Genomic DNA, 25,620 nt, shown 5'->3' on the forward strand with positions numbered 1-25,620 from the left:
TATGACTCAATTTTCAATAATAACATCAATATACAAAAATGATAAACCTGAGTTTGTGAGAGTAGCTTTGGATAGTATGCTCATAAACCAAACTGTAAAGCCAACAGAGATAGTACTTGTACGTGATGGGCAGGTGACTGAGGAACTCGACAGACTTCTGGATGAGTATGAGGCTCGCTATCCTAAAATATTTAATATTATACGTTTGAAGCAGAATGGTGGCCTTGGCAAGGCTTTGAAACTCGGAGTAGAGTCTGCAAAATATGATATCGTTGCTCGAATGGATAGTGATGATATCTGTTTGCCGAACAGATTTGAACTTCAGTTGCGATATTTGGAACAGCATCCAGACGTTGATATTATAGGTGGGCAAATGACTGAGTTTATAGACACTCCTGATAATATTATAGGTAAACGTATTGTACCTTGTGACAATGAAGATATATATGGCTTCATGAAGAATCGTTGCGCTTTAAATCACGTTACGGTAATGTTTCGTAAAGAGTCCGTTTTGAAAGTTGGTAATTATCAGGATTGGTTCTGGAATGAAGATTACTATCTATGGGTTCGTATGATGAAGACCAAGTGTCAGTTTGCAAATGTACCTGAAGTTTTAGTTAATGTCCGCTCAGGTGCAGATCAGTATGCCCGTAGAGGTGGTCGTAAGTACTATGAGAGTGAGAAGGGTATCAAAAAACTTCAATTAGACAACAAGATGATTACAAAGATGGAATATCGCTATTTTGTGGCTCAAAGATATATAATTCAGATACTTTTGCCTAATTGGTTGAGAGGTTGGGTTTTTAGAAAATTAGCAAGAAAGAAATAATCAACGATATGAAAATAGGAATAATCACGCACTATGATGTGCATAACCATGGTGCTATTCTACAGATGAATGCTCTAATAAAAGTACTTCGTCAGAAATTTAATGCAGATGCTCATGCTTTGCAGTTTGACAAGAACTATGATTTCTTGGGTAGAGAGCTTAAAGCAAAGTATGAAATAGGAATCAAGTCTGTAGGTATATACTTGAAATATCTTTTCGATAGAGGTTTGAAGATTTTTATTTTTAATGTAAAAAAGAAAAGACTTTTCGAAGGTTTTAAGAAGGCTGAGAACTTAATAGGTGAATTCTATGCAGAAGCAAAGAATTTAGATGCTGTCATTATAGGTAGCGATGAGGTTTTTGCCCTTCATACAGGTCCAACTCCTGTGATGTTTGGACATGCTCTTCCTACAGATAAGGTTTTTGCATATGCGGGCTGTTTCGGTCCGACAAAGATTGACGATATCAAGAAATTGCATTGCGAGGCATTTGTGGGAAGTGGTTTGGCTTCAATGAAAGGACTGGCAATGCGTGACCAAAACTCTATTGATATTGCTAAGGAATTGACAGGTAGAGATTCTAAGTTGGTGGTGGATCCTGTTATTCTCTATGGATATGAGGAGGAATTGAAAGAATTAAAAGACCCTAAACTTCCTAAGTATCTTTTGGTGTATGCTTATGAGACTCGCATGAATGATCCAGAAGAGATCAAGAAGGTAGTGGAGTATGCTCATAGCCATGGATTGAAGGTGGTATGTCCAGGATTCTATCATGGATGGGCCGATATCAATATCAATACTGATCCAGTGGAGTTGTTACGTTACTTTAAGTATGCTGATTGTGTTGTGACAGATACATTCCATGGAAGTGTTATGTCTATCATTACAGGCAGAGAGTTGGCTGTTAAGCTTCGTGACAATAGCAACAAGTTGCTGAATTTGCTGAAGGAGTATGGCTTGGAAAATCGTGTTATTGATGGTAGCTGGAATCTTGATTCTATCTTTGCAAAGAAGCAAGACAATGAATATGTAGCTAAAGAGGTCATTCGCAGAAGAGAGGATTCTATGGCTTACCTGAAAGAAATGATTGAATTGTAACGATATGAATATTCATGATAAAGATACATTGCACGAATGCACCAGTTGTCAGATGTGTGCAGCTGTTTGTCCTAAACAGGCAATCGACATTCATCTAAATCAGGACGGTTTCTACCGTCCTGTGATTGACGGGGAGAAGTGTGTGGATTGTGGTATTTGCAAGAGTGTATGCTATAAGTACGCAAACATTCCGGAATATAAAGATGTAGACAAACTTCTCAACTATGCAGCTTCAGCCAAGAGTGATGCGGTTGTTAGTGGTACAACGTCTGGAGGCCTTGGTGATATTCTTTGTGAACAGCTTGTGAATGAGGGGTACTTGTGTGTTGGAGTGACGTATAATACAGAGAAGAACATTGCTGAAGATACAGTTGCTAAAACACGTGAGGAGAGTATTTCGTTCAGAGGGTCGAAGTATATTCAGTCTTATACATACAATGCGTTTAAGTCAATTGTAGACAATCACTTAAACGACAAGGTGGCTGTATTTGGTACTCCATGTCATATATTTGCTATTGATAAGTATTTGAAGAAGCGTAAAAAACGTGATAACTTTGTCCTTATTGACATCTATTGTCATGGTTGCCCATCAATGAATGTATGGAAGAGGTATCTTGAATATGTGAATGGTAAAACTCATGAAAAATCGTATGATTATGTGAGTTTCAGAAGTAAGGCATACGGATGGGGTAGTTATTATGTTGCCCAGATGAAGAAAGGTGGCAAAACTCTGTTTACAAGTCCCAAGATTAACGACAAGTTCTATACATTATTCTTCTCGGATGTGTTGCTTAACGAATCTTGTTATGATTGCAAACTCAGAAACACGATGGATTCTACGGATATCCGTATTGGTGATTTTTGGGGAAAGGCTTACTTGAAGAACACAAGAGGTGTTTCGCTTGTGACTGTGAATCATGCATCAGAGAAAGGTAAAGCATTGTTTGAAAAAGTTAAGGATAAGATAACATACAAACAACATCCTGCAACTGATTGTATCAGTTATCAAAGTTGGGGATTGAAGTATGATATTGAATCTGAATTAAGAAAGAAGTTGTTAGCTTCTTTAGCCGACTCAAGGCAGACAATTGAAGATACAGTTAGGATTTTCTGGCAAAGCAGATCTTTGAAGACAAGGTTAAAGCAGAAAGCTAAGAATTTCATTCTCTTGATGCCAAGGCCGGTTGTGGCTTTTTTTAAGGGATTGGTGTGACGAGTAAAGTGATATAACCTTGGAAAAAGATAATATAGCTCATAACTTATTCTATGAATTGATAAGAATATCAGTAGGTTTGGATATTCTTATTAAAGTCCCTTCACAAACCGATTGGTGCATGATGTATGAAATGGCCAAGTCGCAAGCTATTTTAGGAATTTGTTTTAATGGAGTCCAAAAGTTGTATAAGGAGCATCCTGAGGCAGTTGTAAATCTCCCATTTGAATTACGTATGAAATGGTTAGGGAAAACTGTTGAAATTCAGAAGAAAAATATAAAGATGTACCAAAAATGCAATTTACTTGCTTCGGAAATTGGCAAAAGTGGGCTGAGGAATTGTGTACTAAAAGGTCAAGGCTTGGCAATATTGTATACGAATGAGTTGCAGAGCCTTAGGCAAAGTGGTGATATTGACTTATGGGTGGAAGGCAAGCGTAATGATATTGTAGAATTTATACGTTCAAAAGGCGTAAAGGTATATGATATACATTTAGTTCATGCTAGAGCTGAGTTCTTTGAAAAAGTACCCGTTGAAATACATTTCCGACCAAGTTGGATGTATAATCCTTTCTCGGATAGTAAGCTGCAGTCCTTTTTTGTATTGCAAGCATCAGGACAATTTGCTCACTATGATGAGAAGGTTGGCTTTGCTTATCCTACTGTATTCTTCAATCTTGTACACTCTATGGTGCACATCAACCGACATGTGTTTGAAGATGGTATAGGCCTTAGGCAACTGATGGACTATTACTTTATTCTTAAACATTCTTCTCGTGAAGAACGGAGTGAGGCTTATAATGTGTTATGCTCTGTAGGATTAAGGAAGTTTGTCGGGGCTGTGATGTATGTCATGCAAGAAGTATTCTTGTTGGAAGAAGACCAGATGTTGTGCATGCCTAATTCAATTCATGGTTCTCGTTTGCTGGATAGCATTATGGCTGGAGGAAACTTCGGTAAGGCTCTCGGTTTAAAACATGGACGTAATAAACTGGAGAAAGGATTGCTGCAATTAAGACATAACCTGCCATTAATGTTGCCCTATGCCAATGAAGCTATGTGGATACCATTCTTCCAAGTATGGCATTATGGGTGGAGAAAAAAGCATGGGTATTTGTAGTGAATAATAAATTGAAATGCTAATCATATAAACAATATAGAATGAACAAGTCTGATATTTTTTGGCAAACATATTTAAATCTCGAAAAAGAGATGATAGAAGTGTCAAGGTACATTTTTATTACAGATGAGATAACTGTGCGACATAATGGTACGGAAACAACGCAATCCTATGATGCTCAACTGAACACTTTTTCCCCGCATTTGGCAGACTTATTAGTACGTTGTTGCGTACAAATAGAGGCAATCTCAAAAGAATTGTATCATGCTAATGGTGGCACAAAAGAACGAGGTGATAAAACACTGTTTTTTGATGAGGACTGCTTGAAATTAATTGATATAAAGTGGGAAACTCATAATAAAAAGGTTTTAGTTGTTGCGCCATTCTTCAATCTTACGAAAGATGAAAATAGAGTGTTAAGACCATTAAAAGAAGCCCATAAAAGAGGAGGAACATATTGGGGTAAGGCATATCAAGCAGTAAAACATGATAGGTTTGCTTCTCTAAAGCATGGTAATGTAAAAGCTGTATTACATGCTTTGGCTGCTTTATATTTATTAAATGTATATTATAGGAATGACTCGTGGGTTATACCTTATAAGGATTTACGTAAAACAGATTATAGTTTAAACTCTTCAATATTTGCAGTGAATCCACCAATAGTAGAACAACTATGGTATGGCAATAAACCAAAACAAAGTGATAGCCCTTATGTAGTAAGATATAAAGCGGAAGACTATAAACGTATAGAAGAAATGCAAAAGTCTGATGCCGATGCTTTAAATAATTATTGGCGTCAACAGCCAGAATTACAAGATACTGAATTTGTATCGATACTTTTAGAGGAACAAAAGAAGCAAAGACAAAATCCCACATATAGGGTGATGTATATATGGGAACTCGCAAAGTTCAGACTGAAGAAAATGCTTCCTTCAACAATGCCTTTTGAAGAAAGGAAACGTTTATTAATAGGTAGTGAGGCATGGAATTGTTGGGTTCATCAAAATAATAAACATTTATCTATTGATGAAATAACAGAGGACAATATAGAAAAAGAGATAGAAAATATTGGTATCAGTTGGGGAATAGACATTGAAAAAAGATACAATACTTTTAAATGGATTGTCTTAGCTACGAATGAAGCTATGTGTGAGGTGTCAATTCCTCAATGAAATAATAAAATAATTCGGAAACAATATATTTAGATAAAATGTTTTTCAAAAGACTCTTTGACATTGTTGCGTCCCTATTGGGACTGCTTTTGATTTGGTGGATATTCCCCATAGTTGCGTTTTTAATCCATAAGAAGATGCCGGGAGGTCCTGCATTCTTCTGTCAGAAACGTGTGGGTAAGGATGGTAAGTTGTTCACTTGCCATAAGTTCCGCTCGATGACAGTGAAGCATAGCGGTTCATCGGTATCTGTAGCTGGTGATAGCCGTATCACTCCTTTCGGAGCGAAACTTCGTCATTACAAGATTGATGAATTGCCGGAGCTGTGGGATGTACTGATTGGTAATATGAGCTTTGTGGGCCCTCGTCCTGATGTGCCGGGTTATGCGGATAAGTTGCAGGGCGATGACAGGGATGTGCTGAAGCTACGCCCCGGTATTACCGGTCCGGCCACGTTGAAGTATAGATTGGAAGATGAAATGATTTCTGAATATGTGGCAAAGAAGCAGGCAGAGGGAGACACTCGCTCGATGCAAGAGATTGCCATTGAATATAATGATAAGGTGATCTACCCTGACAAAGTGCGCTTGAACTGCTACTATTATCGTCACTACTCTTTCTGGAAAGATATTGAAATGATATTCGCAACAGTACTTGGCTTCAAGGTGAAATTTGCAGGAGAGGAAGTATGAGCTATTAGTAGCCGCAGTTAGCTACTGACAATGGTCAAAGCTAGTATGATTGAATATGCCTGTGGAGCAAAGACACTACCTGCTAATTAAATTGTGACAACTTATATTGAAAGAATTTGCTCTTTCTTTATTCTTCGCACAAGAGTCATCTGTTTTATGACTTATACATTTAACACGTACAATTAATCATGAATGAATCAGAGAAAAATCGTAATCGCCTCATTACCTTACTTGGTAATTGTGCCAAAGTTTTATCTTCTCGGAAAGATGCAACCGATGCAACAATGAGTATGGTCTTAAAGATACGAAAATTAGAAAGGTATTTGAGAAATAATACAGACTGTTTAGACACAGTAACGACTGTTTATGCACATAATGAGGATTTATTATCAGCACTCAACTCTTTTAGGCAACGTAATGTTCCTTTATCGATTGATGTATTAAAAAATATTGACAATATAATACAAAAAGGAGAACGTACTTTAAAAAAAGAGATTTCTGCGCCATTAAACAGCATAGAGTATCTTTTTAGTCAAAAAGAAAAGACGAAAAAGAGTATTAAAGAGACAGAAAAAGAAATAGAAGAACTTAAATTAGGTTCTTCCGTTAAATGCGTAGACGCTTGTCGTGTAGAGCGTATAGCTTTAACGTGAAGAATTCATCATTTCTGAATCCATACATTTGTCTTTTCAGCACTTTAATCTTGTTGTTTATACCTTCAGTAGGGCCATTTGATATCGGGTAGTCATACCATGCAAGTATATATGGCTTGTAGGCCCGCAAGGTAGCAGCCATTTTGACCAATGGCTGTATTTTTGAATCCATGGCCTGCCGCACCCATTCGTTTAGCACCAATTCTGCATCATCCTTGTTGGTTTGGTTCCATATTTCCCTCAAGTCTTCTTTCAGGTAATATGCAATCATCAACGGTTCATTCAAGTTCAGCACATTGTCAAGTCTTGTCTTGTATTTTGCGTCAAAGATGTCGTTGCCGTTTCTCAGCAATATCCAGCGCGTGCCCTTGATTACCTTACGCTTGTTAACGTCTTTCTCAGCATGCCACAACTGGCGGCGCAACTGGTCTATCCTTTCATTCATGAGCTTTACCACATGAAAATGATCCACGACAAGAGAGGCATTGGGGAGATTTGCCGTTACCGCCCCCGTATAAGCAGACGACAAGTCTGTGCATACGGCTTTTATGTCATTCTTTCTGTCTCCGAGCTTGTTCCAGAATTCCTCAAGCGAAGCCTTGCCGTTACCGTCACCTACAAAGACAATCCGCCCGGTTTCCAAGTCTACGACTATCGTCTTGTAAACTTGTCCCTTGTGGGTAGCGAACTCGTCTATGGATATGTATCTGAGGTTTGAAAGGTCAGGGCTGCCATACTCCTTTTGCAGGAACTCCATCTGTATGTTCCGCACCATGTCCCAAGATACATCCAGGAACCATGCAATGTCCTGTATAGTTGCAAAGCGCGACAAGTCTATAACCATATTGGCGAAAGCGGTCGTATGCCTGCGCTTGCCTTTTGCGAAATCGACATCCTCGTTCTTTATGCAGCCACAATCAGAACATTTGACACGTTGGATCTTCATCTCGACGAAAGTCTTTGAACAACCTATCGGCACGCTCACAAAGCGTCTGGCCGTGAAACCATTACGGACTACATTATGGCTTCCACACTCCGGACAGCAAAGTTTGTCTGATGGAGTTTGGATATTCAAAACTATTTTATTACTTTCGCAACGCATATCCAAACATTCTTGCAAGGATATGCCAAAAGCTTTATGCATTATGCTGGCATTCATTTATCATTGAGTTTGGTCACTACAAAGATAGATGATGCCAGCTTTATTTTTATCATAATATAAAATTTTTTTTTCTATCTATGCATTTAACGGAAGAACCTTAAATTACAAGGTAAGGGACAAAGTTTAGAAGTTGTTAAACTTACCAGGAAACTTAATACATTAAGAATAAATCTAGCACAATTAGTAGATAATATCAATAAAAAAGAATTTCTACAAGATGAAGTGAAAGAATTGAATAAAAAAATATCACCTTTGACTTCTGCTTTTGACAGTTCAATTAAATTGGTAAAGGACGAAAAAGATAGATTGGCTCATATTTTTAAGATATATAAAATTTTTATATGGGTGGTTGTTGTCGCACTTATATTTTGGGAAACTTATCTTATTTTCAATATCTATCCGAAACTACCTTCAACTGATTGGAGAGTATATATAACATTTTATCTTCCAATTCCTATTTCCGCTGGATTACTTTGGACTTTTATAATTCAGATGAATAAAGCGCAACGACAGCTTATAAAATGTGCACAATATATTCACACATTGAAATATAAGGATTCTCTGTTAAAGGCATCTATGGAAATTTTTTCTGATGGATTACGTAATGAGGAACATGTTGCAAAGCTAATAGATAATATTATCGAACAAAGTCATCTATACAAGGAAGCTGTCACAGAAGATAAGACAGATAATCAATCTTTAGCCTTGCCTATTGATACAATAGTGGAATTGGTTAAAGCATTTACGGGGAAATAAAAATGAAGAAGGATACTTTAATCAAAATGAACAACTGGTTGAGTCTTTATCCCGATAGCACACATCCTTTAGACGAACAGCGTTTTTTTGATTTCGTCAGGGAGGCGTGCTTGCAAAAAGATAAAATAACAGAAACAGATTTAAAACACTCTTTAACTGAACTCCATCCAGAATGGAGTGATACAAAAATTGATCGGTTTATAGATGAAAAAACCGCATTGATTGAAAACCTTATGGACTTCTATGACTTTTGTATTTCTAATGTTTCCATTGATGACGAACAAAATGAAATATGGAATGCTGATTCTTTAGAAGATTTCATGGAGGCTGTAGGGGATTTGAATTATCATGAAATTTATGAACTTGTACAGGCAATTGAAGGAAATGTAGAAGCCTTAACTTTTTTTGAAGTAATTGATAAAGAGGATACAAGAACTATCATTTATGTCGTACTCAACATTTCTTTTAAATTCTCTACATCTGATGTGGACAAACAGGTTTCATGGTTAGAAGACAACTACATGGATGGACTTGATGCAGAATCGTGGTACGGCTTTCAATATGCAATGGAGCGAAATAAAGATGAATAATTACGATTCAAATAAGATATGACTTTAAAGGAATTATCAGATAATCCAGAATTGGCTAGTGAAGAGGACCTCAAAGCTTTAACCGCATGTTTTCAAGTAATAAAAGATATGGGGAAACGATTTGAGCCTCTTTTGAATGGTGTTACCATGGATAGTGGCCGTAGTAAAGAAGAAATAGCCTATAGCTATTATGTGGAGACAATGTTGATTGCCGCTATTTTGGAATCATTTATAACAAAATCGGAACAAGAATTTAAAGAAATAAATAAGTTCGTATTCAATTTTACGGATAAAGCTTTTATTTGGGATGTTCCCATTACGTCATATTTTAGATGTGTGACTAAACTATGTTTAGTTGGTTTGATTGAGTTAATAATAGAAGATAAATACAATCCGACATTTGCCATTACAAAAGATGGGAAAGCGGCATTGCGTCAACAGTCGTATGCAAATCTTGCGCAGTCTGCATTATTTAATCTAAAAACACAACAATTAAATGACGAAATGTTACTATTGAATAAACGTGCTGTTGCCCAAAACAGATTAATGTTAATTGTTGCCATAGCATCGGCAATAGTTGCATTTGTAAGTTTGTTTAGGTGAGTTGTTAAAATAGCATCATTTAACTGTTCTTTTTCAAATATATAATATCATAATCTGTGATTTGCAGGTGTCATCAAAGCTAGTATGATTAAATACGCCTGTGGGGCGAAGACACTAACTGCTACTTTTATTTATGGATACGATATACGAATGGGTGAATCCTAGGATTCCTGTGGAGTATGTGCTTCTCTCCTTTATCACACTTACTGTCATAATCGTGATGGGGATGTTGATGATAAAAGGGAACAGGATAAAGAGGCTTGTACTTGGAGCCTTGCTTGCGGATTATTACTTCTTGGTGCTTTGTTCTACTGTGATTTGCAGGAGCAGCAGTGGGGAAAGACAGATGGTATTGATGCCATTCTGGAAATATCCTGACATCTGGAACAAAGTGGATTATCCTGCTGACTTGTGCTGAATATGGAATAAGTAAAGACGATTTCAGAGCTAAAATGTATATCGCTCTGAAGGAGTGTAACGAGTCTCGATATTGGTTGCGACTGCTCAATAAATCTAGATATTTGACAAAGGAAGAATTTGATTCTATATATAAAGACAGCGAGGAAATTCTGAAACTTCTCGCGTCTATCACCAAAACGACAAGCGATAAAATAAAAAAATAAAATCATGGAAGAAAGAAAAACAATTTACTTGTGCCTTGCCCACATGAGTGAGGCTGGTTTGGAACAGAAATATGTGAAGGAGGCTTTCGACACCAACTGGGTGGTGCCGATGGGACCGAACGTAAATGCTTTTGAAGATGAATTGACAAGGTTTGTGGCCTCAAAAACCTCTCCTAAATCCTCCCCTGAAGGGAAGGACTTGGGGGTGCATACGGCGGATCCGATGTGGTATGGGATGTTGAAGGAGTTTGCGGAGGAGAATCGTAAGAATCCTACTGAGGCTGAGAGTGTGCTGTGGAATGCTTTGAAGGCAAAGGGTGCTGGACTGAAATTCCGTAGACAGCATATAATCGAGGACTTTATCGTTGACTTCTATTGCAATGAGAAGAAACTTACTGTTGAATTGGATGGTGGATATCATCGTGTTCCAGAACAGATGAAGAGTGATGCGGAACGTACTGCCCGACTAAAGGAACTCGGATATACAGAATTGCGTTTCACAAACGAACAAGTATTAGGCGATATTGATAATGTCATAAAAGAAATTCTTGCCTCTCCTAAATCCTCCCCTGAAGGGAAGGACTTGCTGACTGACAGTAATGGTGACGGGAAGTCTCTCCCTTCAGGGGGAGATTTAGAGGGGGCTCACAGAGTGGTTTGTCTGTCGGCTGGTACTGCAGCCGTTCACTTGGCTTTGATTGGCTGTGGTGTGAAGGCTGGTGATGAGGTGTTGGTGCAGAGCTTTACATTCTGTGCTTCGAGTCATCCTATTACATATCTTGGTGCTAAGCCAGTGTTCGTAGGTTCTGAGGGTGAAACATGGAACATGGATCCTGTTCTGCTGGAGAAGGCTATCGTTGACCGTAAGGAGAAGACAGGAAAATATCCTAAGGCTATAGTGCCGGTGGCTCTGTATGGTATGCCTTACCGCATTGATGAGATTATGGCAATTGCCAACAAGTATGGAATTCCAGTTGTGGAGGATGCTGCTGAGGGTATGGGCTCACGCTTTGATGGCAAGGTGCTCGGTACATTCGGCAAGTATGGTGTACTGTCGTTCAATGGTAACAAGATGATTACCACTTCGGGTGGTGGTGCACTGATTTGTAATGGAGCCTCTCCTAAATCCTCCCCTGAAGGGAAGGACTTGCAGGATGGAAAGCCTCTCCCTTCAGGGGGAGGTTTGGAGGAGGCTTCAGAGGCTTCCCGGCTTGCCAACGAAATCATGTGGTATGCTACTCAGGCTCGTGATGCTTATCCTTACTATCAGCATACGGCTATTGGTTACAATTATCGTATGAGTAATGTATGTGCGGGTATCGGTCGTGGTCAGATGACTGTACTCAATGACCATATCGCTCATCATAAGCATGTGCAGAAGTTGTATGAGGAGTTGTTGAAGGACGTTCCTGGAGTACATATCCACAAGCAACCTGCCGACCCACGCTATGATGCAAACTTCTGGCTTTGTGCTGCGACACTCGATGCTGACGTGAAGATTCAGGGTCAGGAGAATGCCTACAAGGAAGTCATCAAGACTGCAGTAGGTGGTGCAGCAGGTGTTATACATGCCGTAGACTCTGCTACTACCGACTGTCAGCCGAATGAAAACGTAGAGGCACTGCGTGTGTTCATGCTTGGCAAGAAGGTGGAATGCCGCCCGGTCTGGAAACCGATGCACAAGCAGCCTGTATACGAGGGCGCTCCAGTATACACTAACGGCGTAGAGGAGGATCTCTTCAAAGTCGGTTTCTGTCTGCCTGCAGGTCCGTATGTATCAGATGATGACGTACGATACATTGTAGACTGCATCAAGGAAGCAATCGTACGATAATATATAAGGTTGAAGAGCGATTAATAGATGTGCCGTGCGGAATGCCCGGCTATCTGTTAATCGCTCATTTTTATTAAACCCAAAACGGTCATTAGGCCGTTAAATGTGATATTTTATAACTGCTTGCAGTCTTTTGCTTTTTATAAGGCGTCTTTTGTCCGTTTTTAATTCGCAATAGCTTGCTATTACTCATTAAAAGCCAACCAAAATCCACTCTTCTAAAAATCAAAATCCAAGCAAGCCCTAACGACCGATTTGGGTTAAGCCCTGAAATAGATAAAGGCAAGAAGAGGCTACAGCTGTCGGTCAGAATAAAAAGAGTTTTTATTGGTTGTAATGTTGATAGGTCTCAGAAGGCTTAATGTTGATAGGTCTCAGAAGGCTTATCTGACAAAAATACTTGACGCGCTTGATTCAAATATAGAAATTGTGAAGATGCACAAAAAAGATCTATATTATGGCTATAATCAATAATTGATAGCATATACTTACTGTCAACATGAATCAAATACAACTTTACGATTATCAACTCGACATGGTGCAACGGATTGGAGAGGCGTTCAAGAGTCGTCAATCCGTCATGGTTCAGATGCCTACAGGCACTGGAAAAACGCATGTGCTTGTCAGTGTAGTGAAGAACGAGGAACGAAGAGTGAAGAATCCATGTGTATGGATTGTCACCCATCGTAGAGAGTTGGTATCACAGATTGAGGACACCTTGGTGTCATTCGGAATAGAACCATATTCTGAAGCCAATAAGGACAGTAAGATAAGGGTCTTGTCTATACAATGGCTGACCCGTCACTATCAAGAAATAGAAACATCTCCATCATTGATAGTGATCGACGAAGCACACCATACGTTGGCTAAAACCTATGCAGAAGTCATCAACGCCTACCCCAAGGCAAAGAAGCTCGGAGTGACGGCAACCCCTTGCCGATTAAACAGAAATGGATTTACTGATTTGTTTGATGAGCTGCTCTGTTCCTATACTATCGCCCAATTCATCAAGAATGGCCATCTGTCAGACTTTGATTACGTATCGCTTAATCCCAACAGTGAAGACCAGAAGAAAATCGACGGACTGGAGAAGCGTGCTACTGACGGTGACTATAGCATAGCGGAGATGCAGGATGTGTTGGATTGCAAACCGTCAATCCAAAGACTGTATAGAACGGTGATGGAGTTCGTGCCCAAGAAGAAAGGTATAGTGTACGCCATCAATATAGAACACGCCGAACATATTGCCGAATACTACATGGAACATGGAATTGAGACGGTGGCGATAAGCGCAAACACACCTCTCAATGAACGCCGCACCAATATTGAGAAGTTCAAGGACGGACAGATCCAGATATTAGTCAATGTGGATTTGTTCGGCGAAGGCTTCGACTGTCCGGATGTCGAGTTCGTACAGTTGGCCCGTCCCACGCTGTCATTAGCCAAATATCTACAGATGGTAGGTCGTGGATTGCGAGTGGCAAAGGATAAGGAGTGCTGCACTATTCTGGATAACGTAGGACTATATCGTCTGTTCGGTTTGCCCACAGCCGAATGGAACTGGGAAGCTATGTTCCGAGGTATGGAGACTGGTAAGGGCGAGATTGACGCAGCAAGAGACCTGTCGCTGAGAAACATTGACATCATGGATAATGCGGCAGCCACACAAGACCAGAATACCGACATGGTAGTCATCTCACGCCATGACCAGCCCAAAGTAAACTTCCAGTTGGCAGAGTTGCAGAAGATGTTCCGCAAAACGGCACATTTGCGAAGGATGGGTTCTGGATATATGGGAGCCGGACAATACATCCGTATCGGTGACAAGATGCAGGGGATGTACAAGACCTACGAAGATGTGCGATTAAATTGGCGGTTGGTCAGCAAGACGGAAGGCGGCATCACGAAATACTATCTGCTGCATGAAGTGAATGAGCGAATGATATACGTAGGAAGGAAAGACCCATGGTCGCCATTGGCGGTAGATGCCAAGGAGCAGTATCTGTATAATACACAGGGTACGATGCAAGAAGTGAAGGCTTTGGAACGGGAATATATCACAGGCGAAAAGCGTAGGCAGCCGAGCAATAGCATCCGAAAGGAGATTGATGGAGAAATGTGTCTGGTGACCTATGCCTATTATGCTGTCAACAAGAACAGAGGCAATGACTTCAATAGCAAGGACGCATACGTCTGCGAACATTATACTAATGGTGGATACGCCATCAGCAACAACAAACATCAGATAATATTGGACAATCTGAAGAGTGTGAGGCTTTCAGACGACAACATTGCGGAGGTGGTATTTATCGGAGAAGAGAAACCAACTTGGGTAAACCTTTACACCATGCAGGAGTTTGATGAACGCCCTGTTGTCGAGCGGGTAGGATTTATGGATATGTTGCGAGTGGACAACAACTATTATTTCTATAAAAACAGAGATTTGACCGGCATCCCGATGTTTGACTGGAGCTGTATTGCCAACGATAGAATATTCCTGTTCTTGGATTTATATGTGATATTGCGAGACCAGCCCGACAAAGTATATTATATGGATGGCGAACGCAGAGGAAGCGACCAATGGTATCTGAAACTGATAGACATTGCCAATCCCAATATCAAGAACTTCAAAGAAGTGCCTTCGTCATGGTTGCCGAAACGAAACTGAAAAGAGACCACCTCTTGTCTTCCGTTTCTATTCCTGTTTTCTGAACCGTTTGGAAACGGCGGAATATCCGCAGCGCTGGCATAGGGGTTCCACAGCGGTGTGGCTGGTGAAACCGTGGTAGAGGGCGGTGGCGCGTGGAGAGACGAGAATCTCGTTGAGGCTATTGTCGTAGAGATTGCCGAGCGGCATGTCGCCGTTGTGGTCCAGACAGCATGGCACCACCGTGCCGTCGGCAAGCACGCCGATCTGATTGCGCAGCGCATAGCAGAACACCTCTTCCTCCTTGTAGACATCATGCTGAAGGTCGGGCCATTCAAACATGTCGTCGCTTTCTACATACAGATTTTCGGTGAGTTTCCATCCGTCGTGTCTCTGTGTCCACGGACGAGGCTGGCTGTCGGCAATCATGTCCAGAATAGAGTCGTTCATAAGGTTGAGCCCACCTTCGTTCCACAACCGCAACACCACCACGCATCCGCGCTGCGCCGCATCTTTGGCAAACGCCATCACCTCATCGATATACTTTTCCGGATTATCCTTCCCGTTGCCCTCATGCGAATGCAGCGAAATTTGCAGTTTGTGGGGCAGTGCGTCGAGCAGGTCGCCATGTTGCGCCAGCAGCGTGCCGTTGGTGGTGATAACGGGAGTGAACCCCTTCCGGCGTGCCATCAGGATGAACTCAGGCAGCAGAGGGTGTAGAAACGGTTCGCCCATGAGGTGGAAATACAGGAATCTCACTTCTCCGGCGAGTCGTGTTGTCAGTGTGTCGAATTCGTCAAGCGTCATTGAGTGTTTCTCCCTCGTTGTCTTGGGGCAGAACACACAGTTCAGGTTGCAGACATTCGTGATTTCAAGGTAACATCTGGTAATCATATCGTTTGCAAAGATAATGCAAAAAACCGGTTAAGTGAGAGAAATGGGAATTTATTCACATTTCCGAGCGTGAGGATTTTATCTAAACCGAGAGCAATACAAAATGAAAGGCAATAGACTTTCATTTTTATTGCCGAGGTGCCGCTTATCTTATTTAAAGATAATGCAAAAATCCGGTTAACCGAGATAAACCCAAAACGGTCATTAGGACGTTTACTTTATTTTTTTTTATGACTGCTTGCAGTCTTTTGCTTTTTATAAGGCGTCTTTTGTCCGTTTTTAATTCGCAATAGCTCGCTATTACTCATTAAAAGCCAAACAAAATCCACTCTTCTAAAAAAACAAAATCCAAGCAAGCCCTAATGGCCGATTTGGGATAAATGGCAATATTGTAGAGGATAATTTGCATTCGTTTTTGCATATATGGCTTTTTTAGTAAATTTGCATACGAAAACAAACAGAACTACAAAAGAACAAATAAATTAAAAATGAAAGATAAATCAAGAAAGTTTTTCCTTCTGGTTCTATTCGTGATGATGGCAGCATGCAATATGTGTGCTGAAAACTATCCTTACCGTAGTGATTTCCTGTGGGTCACCGTGCCCGACCATACCGACTGGCTCTATAAGACCGGCGAGAAGGCGCAGGTGGAGGTGCAGCTGTATAGATACGGAGTGGCGCAGGACGGCGAGGTGACATATACCGTATGCCGCGACATGCTCGACGGCGGTCATACCGGCAAGGCTGTGCTGAAACACGGCAGGGCAGTGGTAGATATGGGCACACGCCGCGACCCCGGCTTCCTCGACCTCCGTCTTACAGCCAAAATCGGCGGCACTACGACAACACACCATATTAAAGTGGGCTTCTCGGTGGATAAAATACAGCCCTACACCAAAGAGCCATCCGACTTCATGACCTTCTGGCAGAAAGAGCTTGACGAGCTGAAGAGCGTGCCCCTCAGCTACACCATGAACCCTGCCCATGAATACGACACCGACAAGGCCGATGCCTATCTCGTGCGCCTCGACGTGAACAAGCAGGGACAGTGCATCTACGGCTATCTGTTCATACCCAATGGCCACGTAAAAGGCTCGTGCCCTGTGGTGCTCTGTCCTCCGGGAGCTGGCGTGAAGACCATCAAGGAACCGCTGCGCCACCGCTATTATGCCGACAGCGGCTGCATCCGCTTTGAGATGGAGATTCACGGGCTCGACCCGAGGATGAGCGACCGGCAGTTCAAGGAAATAAGCAACGCCCTCAATACCGGTGCCAACGGCTATCTGTGTCAGGGATTGTATTCTCGCGATGATTATTATATGAAGCATGTCTACCTCGGACTGGTGCGTGCCATAGATTTCCTTACCTCTCTGCCTGAGTGGGACGGAAAGAACGTTGCCGTGCAGGGTGGCAGCCAGGGCGGTGCGCTGAGTCTTGTGGCGGCGGCGCTCGACAGCCGTGTGACGCTCTGCTGCGCAAACCATCCGGCTCTTGCCGACATGGCGGCCTACCTCGAGAAAGGACGCACGGGCGGCTACCCTCACATGCAGCGCATAGGGGTGCTCAACGAGCAAACGGAGAAGACGCTGCAGTATTATGATGTGGTGAATTTCGCACGCCACATCTCCTGTCCTGTACGTATGACATGGGGGTATAACGACAACACCTGTCCGCCGACAACCAGCTATGCCGTATGGAATGTGCTCCGTTGTCCCAAGTCTTCGCTCATCACTCCCGTCAATGAGCATTGGACCAGCGACGCTACCGAAAGGGAGCATTGCGAATGGATTCTTTCAAATCTCGTCAAGTAGGTGTAATCTATTTTATACCGACTGAGGTGGAAGGGTTGCCACCACCTGGATTGACGAAAACTGCAAAAATGAAAAAAACTGTCAGATTGTCTGGTTTTTTGTTGTAATATTCTGACATCCAGCCAGTTGACTGTTATCCAACTGTCAGCCAATTGTCTGGATGGTTTGCTTATGTCAGATGTGAGGAATTCATACGACAGGAATTGCATGCGCTGGTAGAATCCAGGGAAAAGGAATAGGAGTACTACAAAATGAAGATATTGGGCATGTGTCTGATAGCAATTCTGCCCAACAGGGGCAAGCAGCGTGCCCCTGTTGGGTAAGCACCTTGCCCCAGTTGGGCAAGCATGCTGCCCAAAAAGCAATCACTGTGTTCTTGTATGAATTAGAGTGTAGTGTGGAGATGACGATGCAAACGTTTGTATCGTTTTTTCATGCGTTTTTCACTTTTCGGATTATTTACATATTTAACCCAAATCGGCCATTAGGGCTTGCTTGGATTTTGATTTTTTAGAAGAGTGGATTTTGTTTGGCTTTTAATGAGTAATAGCGAGCTATTGCGAATTAAAAACGGACAAAAGACACCTTATAAAAAGCAAAAGACTGCAAGCAGTCATAAAAAAATAAAGTAAAACGTCCTAATGACCGTTTTGGGTTTAATAAGTTCCTAACTTTGCCAACGCTAAAGAGTCAATAAAAGTGAGAATTATCATAGCCTTGCAAAAAATGCAGGACATATAGCATAATCACGTAAGTCGAAAATGATGCTAACATTATAGTAACAATGAAAAAATCAGTGAAAAGCCTGTTGACTCTCCTGTTGCTGCTGAAAGCGGAGGACAAGGGGATGAATGGGATGCAAAGAGACATAACAATTCTCTCTTTGATGAAGAAGACGATTACAGTCAGACTGACAAGGGCAGTCTTTGGGATGACGACTGGAATAATATGAGATAACAATAGGTTATAGTTGTCTTAAGGTAAGTTTGTTAGCGCGAGACAGTCTATAGGAGCTTTTGCGGGTGCTTTTCTCCCAAAAGGACTCTTGTAGATTGTCTCTTTTTTTATCCCTACTTGCTTATAATACGGATATTTTGCCTAAATTTGCAAAGGAACATTATATGTCGGTAAATAAGCAATAGTGATAACAGCAAAAAAAGAATATGAAAAACAGAATTACAGAACTTTTCGGAATAGAATATCCCGTGATACAGGGAGGAATGGTGTGGTGTAGCGGTTGGCGACTGGCTGCCGCAGTGAGCGAAGCCGGCGGACTGGGACTCCTCGGTGCCGGATCCATGCATCCCGAAACGCTTCTCGAACATATACGCAAGATGAAAGAGGCTACCCGGAAACCATGGGGCATCAACCTGCCGCTGATGTATCCGGAGATAGACACTCTGATAGACATGATAATAGCCGAGGGGGTGAAGATAGTTTTCACCTCGGCAGGCAGTCCTAAGAAATACACCGCCCGCTTCCATGCCGCCGGCATCAAGGTGGCACACGTGGTGTCGAGCAGCAAGTTCGCAGCCAAATGCGAAGAGGCCGGTGTAGACGCCGTGGTGGCAGAAGGCTTCGAGGCAGGAGGACACAACGGCAGGGAGGAAACCACCACTATGGTGCTCATTCCGCAGGTGCGCCGCGCCACCACGCTGCCGCTCATAGCCGCCGGCGGAATAGCCTCCGGCGAGGCGATGCTCGCAGCCGAAGCGTTGGGAGCAGAGGGAGTGCAGTGTGGCACGGTGTTCGCCATGAGCCGGGAGAGCTCGGCTGCCGATGCCTTCAAAGACCGCTGCGCCTCGCTGCAGGAAGGCGACACGATGCTCTGTCTGAAGAAGCTGGCTCCGACCAGAATGATAAAGAATCCGCTCTACGACGAGATAAAGACTGCCGAAGACAATGGCGCCGATGCCGAGGCGCTGAGAGGCATTCTCGGTAAGGCGGCATCGAAACGCGGTATCTTCGAGGGCGACCTCGACAGAGGAGAACTCGAAATCGGTCAGGTGGCGTCGGCGGTAAAGGAGATACAGACAGCTGCACAGATAGTGGAGCGCATGATGGGCGAATATGCCGATGCACGCAAGCGGATATTGGGATAAAAGGCAAGGCGGAAAACGAATAAAAGGGAAATTTCTCCGTTATTATAATTGATGATGGAATAAATTTGCTACATTTGCAATTTGTAATCCGGCTTTGCGTGGATTATCGCGCACAAGTAATTCGTATCACACCATAAAAGAAAAAACTCTCTGACAGAACAGTATATCATGAAGGAAGACAACAAGGACAATATTCTCAAACGCATAAAATACCCCGATGAACTGAGGAAACTGCCTGTGGAGCAGTTGCCGGAGGTATGCGATGAGTTGAGGGCAGACATCCTGAAGGAACTGTCGGTGAATCCCGGCCACCTCGCTTCGAGTCTCGGTGCGGTGGAGATGACCGTAGCTCTACACTATGTGTTCAACACGCCGTATGACAGACTCGTATGGGACGTGGGCCATCAGGCTTACGGACATAAGATTCTCACGGGCAGACTCGACAGCTTCTGCACCAACCGTAAACTCGGCGGACTGCGACCGTTCCCCTCACCGGAGGAGAGCGAGTATGACTCTTTCATGTGCGGACACGCATCAAACTCCATATCGGCGGCGCTCGGAATGGAGGTGGCTGCCAGGCAGACGGGCCACGACGACAGACACGTGGTGGCGATAATCGGCGATGGAGCGATGAGCGGCGGACTGGCTTTCGAGGGACTCAACAACGTGTCGACGACGCCAAACGACATGATTATCATCCTCAACGACAATAATATGAGCATCGACCGCAGCGTGGGCGGAATGAAGCAGTATCTGTTGAGGCTCAACACCAGCGAGACTTACAACAAACTGAGATATAAGGCTGCCAAATGGCTGCACTCCAATGGTATGCTCGATGACGAGAGACGCAAAGGCATCATACGGCTGAGCAATGCGCTGAAGTCGGCGATAAGCCATCAGCAGAACATCTTCGAGGGGATGAACATACGGTATTTCGGACCCTTCGACGGACACAACGTGGTGGAGCTCGTGCGCACGCTGCGCCAGCTGAAAGAGATGAAAGGACCGAAGCTGCTGCATCTGCACACCATAAAAGGACACGGATACGCACCGGCTGAAAAGGCCGCCACCATCTGGCATGCTCCTGGCAAATTCGACCTCGACACAGGGCAGCGCATAAAGACGGAGGACGGCACCGAACCGGCAAAGTTCCAGGACGTGTTCGGCAACACGCTTCTCGAACTCGCCAGAGAGAACAAGCGCATCGTGGGAGTGACGCCGGCGATGCCTACGGGATGCTCGCTGAACATCATGATGAAGGAGATGCCGGAGAGAACCTTCGACGTGGGAATCGCCGAGGGTCACGCCGTGACATTCTCCGGAGGAATGGCAAAGGACGGGCTGCAGCCTTTCTGCAATATATACAGTGCTTTCGCACAGAGGGCATACGACAATATCATACACGACGTGGCGATACTGAACCTGCCCGTGGTAATCTGTCTCGACAGGGCAGGACTGGTGGGAGAAGACGGTGCCACACATCATGGAGCCTTTGATATGGCGGCTCTCAGACCGGTGCCGAACATCACTCTCGCCTCACCGATGAACGAGCACGAACTGCGCCGGCTTATGTATACGGCACAGCTGCCCGGCAAGGGTACATTCGTGATACGCTATCCGAGGGGTAGGGGAGTGCTTGCCGACTGGCATTGTCCGCTGGAAGAAGTGAAGGTGGGCACTGGACGCAAGTTGCGCGACGGCGACGACATCGCCGTGCTGTCGGTGGGACCTGTGGGAAACAACGTGGTGAAGGCTGTCGAAATGATGGAAAACGACGGCGATGGCATATCCGTGGCACACTACGACATGCGCTTCGTGAAACCGCTCGACGAGAACCTGCTCAAGGAGGTGGCGGCAAAGTTCAAGCATGTCATCACCGTGGAAGACGGAGTGCGCGAAGGCGGTTTCGGTTCGGCGGTGATAGAATGGATGGAAGACAACGGGCAGCATCTTGATATTGTGCGTCTCGGACTGCCAGACCACTTCGTGGAGCATGGCACCGTGGCACAGCTGCAGAGTATCGTGGGCATTGATGCCGAAGGCATACGCCGCACGATAAAGGAAACACTCAGGAAGTAAACAAATAGAAATACATAATGAAGATAATCATTGCGGGAGCATACGCGATAGGTTCGCATCTGGCGAAACTGCTATCGAGAAACAATCAGGACATAGTGCTTATCGACGACGACGAGCAGAGGCTTGAGAATATCAGCTCCGACTACGACATACTGACGATGCACGCCTCGCCGACGAGTCTGGCGGCACTGAAAAATGCGGGAGCGGCAGACGCCAACCTGTATATCGCCGTGACGCCCGACGAGAATCTCAATATGAACAGCTGTGTCATGGCGAAGGCTATCGGAGCCAAGAAGACCGTGGCAAAGGTGAACAACTATGAGTTCGTGGAGCCGGAGATGGCTAAGTTTTATGAGAAACTGGGCATCGACTCGCTTATCTATCCTGAGAACCTCGCCGCATACGATATCGTGAACGGACTGAAAATGAGCTGGGTGCGCCAGAGATGGGACGTGCACGGAGGGGCTCTCGTGATGCTCGGCATAAAACTGAGGGAGACCTGCGAGATTCTCGACCGTCCGCTGAAAGAACTCTGTAAGCCCGACTCGCCATACTATATCGTGGCGATACGCCGCGACGGCGACACCATCATACCGGGAGGTAATGATGTGCTGAAGATGTACGACCTCGTTTACTTCATGGTGACGAAGCAGTATATACCCTACGTGAGGAAAATCGTGGGCAAGGAGCATTATGTCGACGTGAAGAACGTGATGATAATGGGTGGTGGCGACACTGCCGTGAGGGCGCTGAAGAACATGCCGGAATACATGAACGTGAAGCTGATGGAACACGACGTGGAGCGCTGCGACATTCTCAACGACCAGATTGACGACCAGCGGGTGATGGTGATAAACGGCGACGGACGTGACCTGCAGCTGCTCAACGAGGAGGGAATACACACCACGCAGGCTTTCGTGGCGCTCACGAGCAATGCCGAGACGAATATCCTGGCTTGTCTCACGGCGAAGCGCATGGGAGTGAGAAAGACCGTGGCAGCGGTGGAAAACCTCGACTATGTGAACATGGCGGTGAGTCTCGACATCGGAACCATCATCAACAAGAAGGCTATCGCTGCCAGTCATATCTATCAGATGATGCTCGACGCAGAGGTGAACAACGTGCGCTTCCTGATGACGGCAAACGCTGATGTGGCTGAGTTTACGGCACATCCGAAGTCGAAAGTGACTAAGAAAAGGGTGTTTGAACTCGGACTGCCGAAAGGTGCCACCATCGGAGGACTCGTGCGCAACGGAGAGGGACACCTCGTGTCGGGTGGTACGCAGATAGAGGCTGGCGACATCGTGGTGGTGTTCTGCTATAACGTGAGGATGGAGAAACTTGAGAAATTCTTCAAGTGATGACATCCCTCAAGGCTCTTTGGCTTATTATCAGTCAAGGGGAATATTGTAGTCATAAAATATGAATCATATAAAGAAATGCTGAATTTCAAGCTTATATATAAGATATTGGGACAGCTCCTCTTCCTTGAGGCATTGCTGATGTCGCTGTGTCTCGCCATGGCCCTGTTTTATAGAGAAGACGATGCCATGGCGTTTGCCATATCCATTGCCATCATCGTGGGGTCTGGCTTTATGCTGAAATACAAGGGTCGCATGGCGGAAAACAGTATGAACCGCCGTGACGCCTATCTGCTCGTCACGCTGACATGGGCGCTTTTCAGCTTCTTCGGAGCATTCCCGTTCACTATCAGTGGATATATCTCAGACTATACCGACGCCTTCTTCGAGACGATGTCGGGATTTACCACTACGGGAGCCACCATCATCGATGATGTTGAGGCTCTGCCGCATGGACTGCTCTTCTGGCGGTCGATGACGCAATGGATCGGTGGATTGGGAATAGCGTTCTTCACCATCGCCATCCTGCCGTCGCTCGTGGGCGGAAGCATAAGGGTGTTTGCAGCGGAGTCTACCGGACCGATAAAGAGCAAGGTGCACCCGCGAATATCGTCGAGCGCAAAGTCGATATGGCTCGTATATCTGTTGCTGACATTGAGTTGCTCCGTGTGTCTGTATCTGGGAGGAATGAACCTCTTTGACTGTACCAACTACTCTATGAGTATTACTGCGACGGGGGGCTTCGCACCCTATAATGACAGTACCGGACATTTCCACTCGGCATTCATCGATTATACCACAATAGCCTTCATGTTCCTGTCTGGAACAAACTTCACGCTCTTGTATCTTACCTTCTTCAAGCGTAAGTTCCTGTCGCTGTTCCAGAATTCGGAATTCAAGCTCTATGTGCTCGTGGTGTCGCTTGCCACGATGGGAATAATGTATTTCCTGATACGCTTCAACGGTTATGACATGGCGAATGCCCTCAGAAGCGCGTTGTTCCAGGTGGTGTCGTTCATCACCACAACGGGAGTCTCCAACGACGATGCCGGCAAATGGCCGCATATCACGTGGGTCATCCTCAGCATCTGTATGTTCATCGGAGCATGTGCCGGCAGTACGAGCGGTGGTTTCAAGAGTGTCAGAGGCGTGATATTGTTCAAGGTGGTGCGCAACGAACTTCGTCGTATCCTTCATCCAAAGGCAGTATTGCCGGTGAGGGTGAACGGCAATTTGGTGAGCAGTTCGGCACAGGTCACGCTGCTCGTGTTCTTCGCCCTGTATATGGCGTTGTGTATCTTTGCATACTTCTGTCTGATATGTATGGGAGTGGACAGCACAAACTCCATCACTATCGCCATGAGTTGTGCGAGCAACGTGGGACCGACGCTGGGACTGGAAATCGGACCTACCGCGTCGTGGAATATCCTGCCTGCCGTGGGCAAGTGGATTTGTTCCGTGCTGATGCTGATGGGCCGACTGGAGATATTCAGCGTCGTAGTGCTGTTCACCCGTGGTTTCTGGAAGGACAGATAACCCATGATATGAAAGAAAACATGCGTTTTCCGGTAGAGGGGGATGCAATGTTTTGATGCTTTTGGAGTTATGATAGCATAAGGAAACTTGTCAATCTTAATAATAACAAATAACAAAACGAAAAGAGAAATGAAGAAATACCTGTTTATGCTTTTTGCCCTTTGCGCTGTAGCGTTTACGGCATGTAGTGATGATGATGATGATTCAAAGGTGTTGCCGGTGCTCGACCCCAACAACACTGATGTCTACATCAATGCTGAAGGTGGAGAGGCTTCCGTAACGGTGAAAAACGCCAAGGAACTCAATATCGTGCAGATAAACGACAAGACTACCGACGACAAGGGAAAGACAAAGGAAACTAACGTGAAGAGTGTGGAAAACGGCAAACTGGCTGACACCAAGAATGTTACAGAGGGCGGATGGTTCACGGCAAAGGTGGTGAACGATGGCGAAGGATACCGTCGTATCGTATTCAACGCACAGCCTTATAGAGATTTTGAGAAGAATCGCGTGAAGTTTATACATGTCACTTGCGGTGACAATATGTATGGTATCGCTTTCAGACTCATTCAGCGCAAGGCCGTTGAGAAGAAATGACTAATTGCTGTTCTATAGTCGGTTGACCAATCCCTAATCAGCCTGATGACCGATTACGGTTAGTAGCAGTCAGGACGTTACTTTAACCCAAAACGGTCATTAGACCGTTTAATGTCATATTTTACAACTGCTTGCAGTCTTTTGCTTTTTATAAGGTGTCTTTTGCCTGTTTTTAATTCGCAATAGCTCGCTATTACTCATTAAAAGCCAAACAAAATCCACTCTTCTAAAAAGCAAAATACAAGCAAG

22 protein-coding genes and 2 pseudogenes are annotated in these 25,620 nt (G+C 44.1%); 22 read left to right on the forward strand and 2 right to left on the reverse strand.

What is annotated here, in order from left to right; all coding sequences use genetic code 11:
• Nucleotide 1: 1 nt before the first annotated feature.
• From ACDC99_RS00070 to ACDC99_RS00100, 7 genes are all read left to right on the forward strand, one after another.
• Nucleotides 2–829, forward strand: a complete 828-nt coding sequence (locus ACDC99_RS00070; RefSeq protein WP_370755247.1) for a glycosyltransferase — start codon at nucleotides 2–4, stop codon at nucleotides 827–829.
• 8 nt (nucleotides 830–837) lie between these two features.
• Nucleotides 838–1,926 (forward strand): polysaccharide pyruvyl transferase family protein, encoded by a 1,089-nt coding sequence (locus ACDC99_RS00075; protein WP_370755248.1) that lies wholly within the window; start codon nucleotides 838–840, stop codon nucleotides 1,924–1,926.
• A 4-nt stretch (nucleotides 1,927–1,930) separates the two neighbouring features.
• A complete protein-coding gene (locus ACDC99_RS00080) occupies nucleotides 1,931–3,139 on the forward strand; it encodes a Coenzyme F420 hydrogenase/dehydrogenase, beta subunit C-terminal domain (protein ID WP_370755250.1) in 1,209 nt (402 codons plus the stop codon).
• Nucleotides 3,140–3,158: 19 nt separating this feature from the next.
• Nucleotides 3,159–4,259: a nucleotidyltransferase family protein gene (locus ACDC99_RS00085; RefSeq protein ID WP_370755252.1), complete on the forward strand. Its 1,101-nt coding sequence runs from the start codon at nucleotides 3,159–3,161 to the stop codon at nucleotides 4,257–4,259.
• Between the two features lie 41 nt (nucleotides 4,260–4,300).
• Nucleotides 4,301–5,431, forward strand: a complete 1,131-nt coding sequence (locus ACDC99_RS00090; RefSeq protein WP_370755254.1) for a hypothetical protein — start codon at nucleotides 4,301–4,303, stop codon at nucleotides 5,429–5,431.
• A 38-nt stretch (nucleotides 5,432–5,469) separates the two neighbouring features.
• Nucleotides 5,470–6,123: a sugar transferase gene (locus ACDC99_RS00095; protein ID WP_370755255.1), complete on the forward strand. Its 654-nt coding sequence runs from the start codon at nucleotides 5,470–5,472 to the stop codon at nucleotides 6,121–6,123.
• 188 nt (nucleotides 6,124–6,311) lie between these two features.
• Nucleotides 6,312–6,776, forward strand: coding sequence for a hypothetical protein (locus ACDC99_RS00100; protein WP_370755257.1), 465 nt, complete (start codon nucleotides 6,312–6,314; stop codon nucleotides 6,774–6,776).
• Here the strand turns inward: ACDC99_RS00100 and ACDC99_RS00105 are convergent.
• Entirely contained in the window at nucleotides 6,730–7,935 is a 1,206-nt protein-coding gene (locus ACDC99_RS00105; RefSeq protein WP_042517111.1) for an ISL3 family transposase, read from the reverse strand. The genes ACDC99_RS00100 and ACDC99_RS00105 overlap by 47 nt on opposite strands.
• Before the next feature lie 225 nt (nucleotides 7,936–8,160).
• Between ACDC99_RS00105 and ACDC99_RS00110 the strand changes: the two genes are divergently transcribed.
• The 9 genes and pseudogenes from ACDC99_RS00110 to ACDC99_RS00145 all read left to right on the forward strand — a co-directional run bounded on the left by ACDC99_RS00110 (nucleotide 8,161) and on the right by ACDC99_RS00145 (nucleotide 15,012).
• On the forward strand, nucleotides 8,161–8,694 hold the full coding sequence (locus ACDC99_RS00110; protein WP_370755259.1) for a hypothetical protein: 534 nt from the start codon (nucleotides 8,161–8,163) through the stop codon (nucleotides 8,692–8,694).
• Nucleotides 8,695–8,696: 2 nt separating this feature from the next.
• Complete coding sequence (locus tag ACDC99_RS00115; RefSeq protein WP_370755261.1) at nucleotides 8,697–9,284, forward strand: hypothetical protein; 588 nt, start codon at nucleotides 8,697–8,699, stop codon at nucleotides 9,282–9,284.
• A gap of 18 nt (nucleotides 9,285–9,302) precedes the next feature.
• Nucleotides 9,303–9,887 carry a hypothetical protein gene (locus ACDC99_RS00120; RefSeq protein ID WP_370755263.1) on the forward strand — a complete coding sequence of 195 codons (585 nt, stop codon included), beginning with the start codon at nucleotides 9,303–9,305 and terminating at the stop codon, nucleotides 9,885–9,887.
• Between the two features lie 133 nt (nucleotides 9,888–10,020).
• On the forward strand, nucleotides 10,021–10,305 hold the full coding sequence (locus tag ACDC99_RS00125; protein ID WP_370755265.1) for a hypothetical protein: 285 nt from the start codon (nucleotides 10,021–10,023) through the stop codon (nucleotides 10,303–10,305).
• A gap of 7 nt (nucleotides 10,306–10,312) precedes the next feature.
• On the forward strand, nucleotides 10,313–10,510 hold the full coding sequence (locus ACDC99_RS00130) for a four helix bundle protein (protein ID WP_370756886.1): 198 nt from the start codon (nucleotides 10,313–10,315) through the stop codon (nucleotides 10,508–10,510).
• Nucleotides 10,511–10,514: 4 nt separating this feature from the next.
• Nucleotides 10,515–10,679 (forward strand): annotated as a pseudogene (locus ACDC99_RS13105) (aminotransferase); the annotation flags it as partial.
• A 66-nt stretch (nucleotides 10,680–10,745) separates the two neighbouring features.
• Nucleotides 10,746–11,051: pseudogene (locus ACDC99_RS00135) on the forward strand (endonuclease domain-containing protein); the annotation flags it as partial.
• Nucleotides 11,052–11,093: 42 nt separating this feature from the next.
• Nucleotides 11,094–12,344, forward strand: coding sequence for a DegT/DnrJ/EryC1/StrS family aminotransferase (locus ACDC99_RS00140; RefSeq protein ID WP_370756887.1), 1,251 nt, complete (start codon nucleotides 11,094–11,096; stop codon nucleotides 12,342–12,344).
• A 499-nt stretch (nucleotides 12,345–12,843) separates the two neighbouring features.
• On the forward strand, nucleotides 12,844–15,012 hold the full coding sequence (locus ACDC99_RS00145; RefSeq protein WP_370755267.1) for a DEAD/DEAH box helicase: 2,169 nt from the start codon (nucleotides 12,844–12,846) through the stop codon (nucleotides 15,010–15,012).
• A 27-nt stretch (nucleotides 15,013–15,039) separates the two neighbouring features.
• On the opposite strand, the gene ACDC99_RS00150 is transcribed toward ACDC99_RS00145, so the two are convergent.
• Nucleotides 15,040–15,885, reverse strand: a complete 846-nt coding sequence (locus tag ACDC99_RS00150; protein ID WP_370755269.1) for a radical SAM/SPASM domain-containing protein — start codon at nucleotides 15,883–15,885, stop codon at nucleotides 15,040–15,042.
• Between the two features lie 488 nt (nucleotides 15,886–16,373).
• On the opposite strand from ACDC99_RS00150, the gene ACDC99_RS00155 reads away from it, so the two are divergent.
• The 6 genes from ACDC99_RS00155 to ACDC99_RS00180 all read left to right on the forward strand — a co-directional run bounded on the left by ACDC99_RS00155 (nucleotide 16,374) and on the right by ACDC99_RS00180 (nucleotide 25,371).
• Nucleotides 16,374–17,696 (forward strand): acetylxylan esterase, encoded by a 1,323-nt coding sequence (locus tag ACDC99_RS00155; protein ID WP_370755271.1) that lies wholly within the window; start codon nucleotides 16,374–16,376, stop codon nucleotides 17,694–17,696.
• A gap of 1,163 nt (nucleotides 17,697–18,859) precedes the next feature.
• Nucleotides 18,860–19,798, forward strand: a complete 939-nt coding sequence (locus ACDC99_RS00160) for an NAD(P)H-dependent flavin oxidoreductase (RefSeq protein ID WP_044072272.1) — start codon at nucleotides 18,860–18,862, stop codon at nucleotides 19,796–19,798.
• 168 nt (nucleotides 19,799–19,966) lie between these two features.
• Nucleotides 19,967–21,877, forward strand: a complete 1,911-nt coding sequence (gene dxs / locus ACDC99_RS00165) for a 1-deoxy-D-xylulose-5-phosphate synthase (protein WP_370755273.1) — start codon at nucleotides 19,967–19,969, stop codon at nucleotides 21,875–21,877.
• A 17-nt stretch (nucleotides 21,878–21,894) separates the two neighbouring features.
• On the forward strand, nucleotides 21,895–23,238 hold the full coding sequence (gene trkA, locus ACDC99_RS00170) for a Trk system potassium transporter TrkA (protein WP_287072303.1): 1,344 nt from the start codon (nucleotides 21,895–21,897) through the stop codon (nucleotides 23,236–23,238).
• 78 nt (nucleotides 23,239–23,316) lie between these two features.
• Nucleotides 23,317–24,774 (forward strand): TrkH family potassium uptake protein, encoded by a 1,458-nt coding sequence (locus ACDC99_RS00175; protein ID WP_370755275.1) that lies wholly within the window; start codon nucleotides 23,317–23,319, stop codon nucleotides 24,772–24,774.
• A gap of 129 nt (nucleotides 24,775–24,903) precedes the next feature.
• Entirely contained in the window at nucleotides 24,904–25,371 is a 468-nt protein-coding gene (locus tag ACDC99_RS00180) for a hypothetical protein (RefSeq protein WP_022316824.1), read from the forward strand.
• The last annotated feature ends 249 nt before the right edge of the window (nucleotides 25,372–25,620 follow it).

Source organism: Prevotella pectinovora (assembly GCF_041323955.1).
GTDB lineage: Bacteria > Bacteroidota > Bacteroidia > Bacteroidales > Bacteroidaceae > Prevotella > Prevotella pectinovora.

Excerpts from the sequence above, each read along its gene's own strand:
- ACDC99_RS00120 (WP_370755263.1), top strand. The coding sequence starts at position 9,303 with ATGACTTTAAAGGAATTATCAGATAATCCAGAATTGGCTAGTGAAGAG.
- ACDC99_RS00175 (WP_370755275.1), top strand. The coding sequence starts at position 23,317 with ATGCTGAATTTCAAGCTTATATATAAGATATTGGGACAGCTCCTCTTC.
- ACDC99_RS00155 (WP_370755271.1), top strand. The coding sequence starts at position 16,374 with ATGAAAGATAAATCAAGAAAGTTTTTCCTTCTGGTTCTATTCGTGATG.
- ACDC99_RS00100 (WP_370755257.1), top strand. The coding sequence starts at position 6,312 with ATGAATGAATCAGAGAAAAATCGTAATCGCCTCATTACCTTACTTGGT.
- ACDC99_RS00105 (WP_042517111.1), bottom strand. The coding sequence starts at position 7,935 with ATGAATGCCAGCATAATGCATAAAGCTTTTGGCATATCCTTGCAAGAA.
- ACDC99_RS00160 (WP_044072272.1), top strand. The coding sequence starts at position 18,860 with ATGAAAAACAGAATTACAGAACTTTTCGGAATAGAATATCCCGTGATA.
- ACDC99_RS00080 (WP_370755250.1), top strand. The coding sequence starts at position 1,931 with ATGAATATTCATGATAAAGATACATTGCACGAATGCACCAGTTGTCAG.
- ACDC99_RS00180 (WP_022316824.1), top strand. The coding sequence starts at position 24,904 with ATGAAGAAATACCTGTTTATGCTTTTTGCCCTTTGCGCTGTAGCGTTT.
- dxs (WP_370755273.1), top strand. The coding sequence starts at position 19,967 with ATGAAGGAAGACAACAAGGACAATATTCTCAAACGCATAAAATACCCC.
- ACDC99_RS00125 (WP_370755265.1), top strand. The coding sequence starts at position 10,021 with ATGGATACGATATACGAATGGGTGAATCCTAGGATTCCTGTGGAGTAT.
- ACDC99_RS00095 (WP_370755255.1), top strand. The coding sequence starts at position 5,470 with ATGTTTTTCAAAAGACTCTTTGACATTGTTGCGTCCCTATTGGGACTG.
- ACDC99_RS00150 (WP_370755269.1), bottom strand. The coding sequence starts at position 15,885 with ATGATTACCAGATGTTACCTTGAAATCACGAATGTCTGCAACCTGAAC.
- ACDC99_RS00075 (WP_370755248.1), top strand. The coding sequence starts at position 838 with ATGAAAATAGGAATAATCACGCACTATGATGTGCATAACCATGGTGCT.
- ACDC99_RS00090 (WP_370755254.1), top strand. The coding sequence starts at position 4,301 with ATGAACAAGTCTGATATTTTTTGGCAAACATATTTAAATCTCGAAAAA.
- ACDC99_RS00115 (WP_370755261.1), top strand. The coding sequence starts at position 8,697 with ATGAAGAAGGATACTTTAATCAAAATGAACAACTGGTTGAGTCTTTAT.
- ACDC99_RS00070 (WP_370755247.1), top strand. The coding sequence starts at position 2 with ATGACTCAATTTTCAATAATAACATCAATATACAAAAATGATAAACCT.
- ACDC99_RS00145 (WP_370755267.1), top strand. The coding sequence starts at position 12,844 with ATGAATCAAATACAACTTTACGATTATCAACTCGACATGGTGCAACGG.
- trkA (WP_287072303.1), top strand. The coding sequence starts at position 21,895 with ATGAAGATAATCATTGCGGGAGCATACGCGATAGGTTCGCATCTGGCG.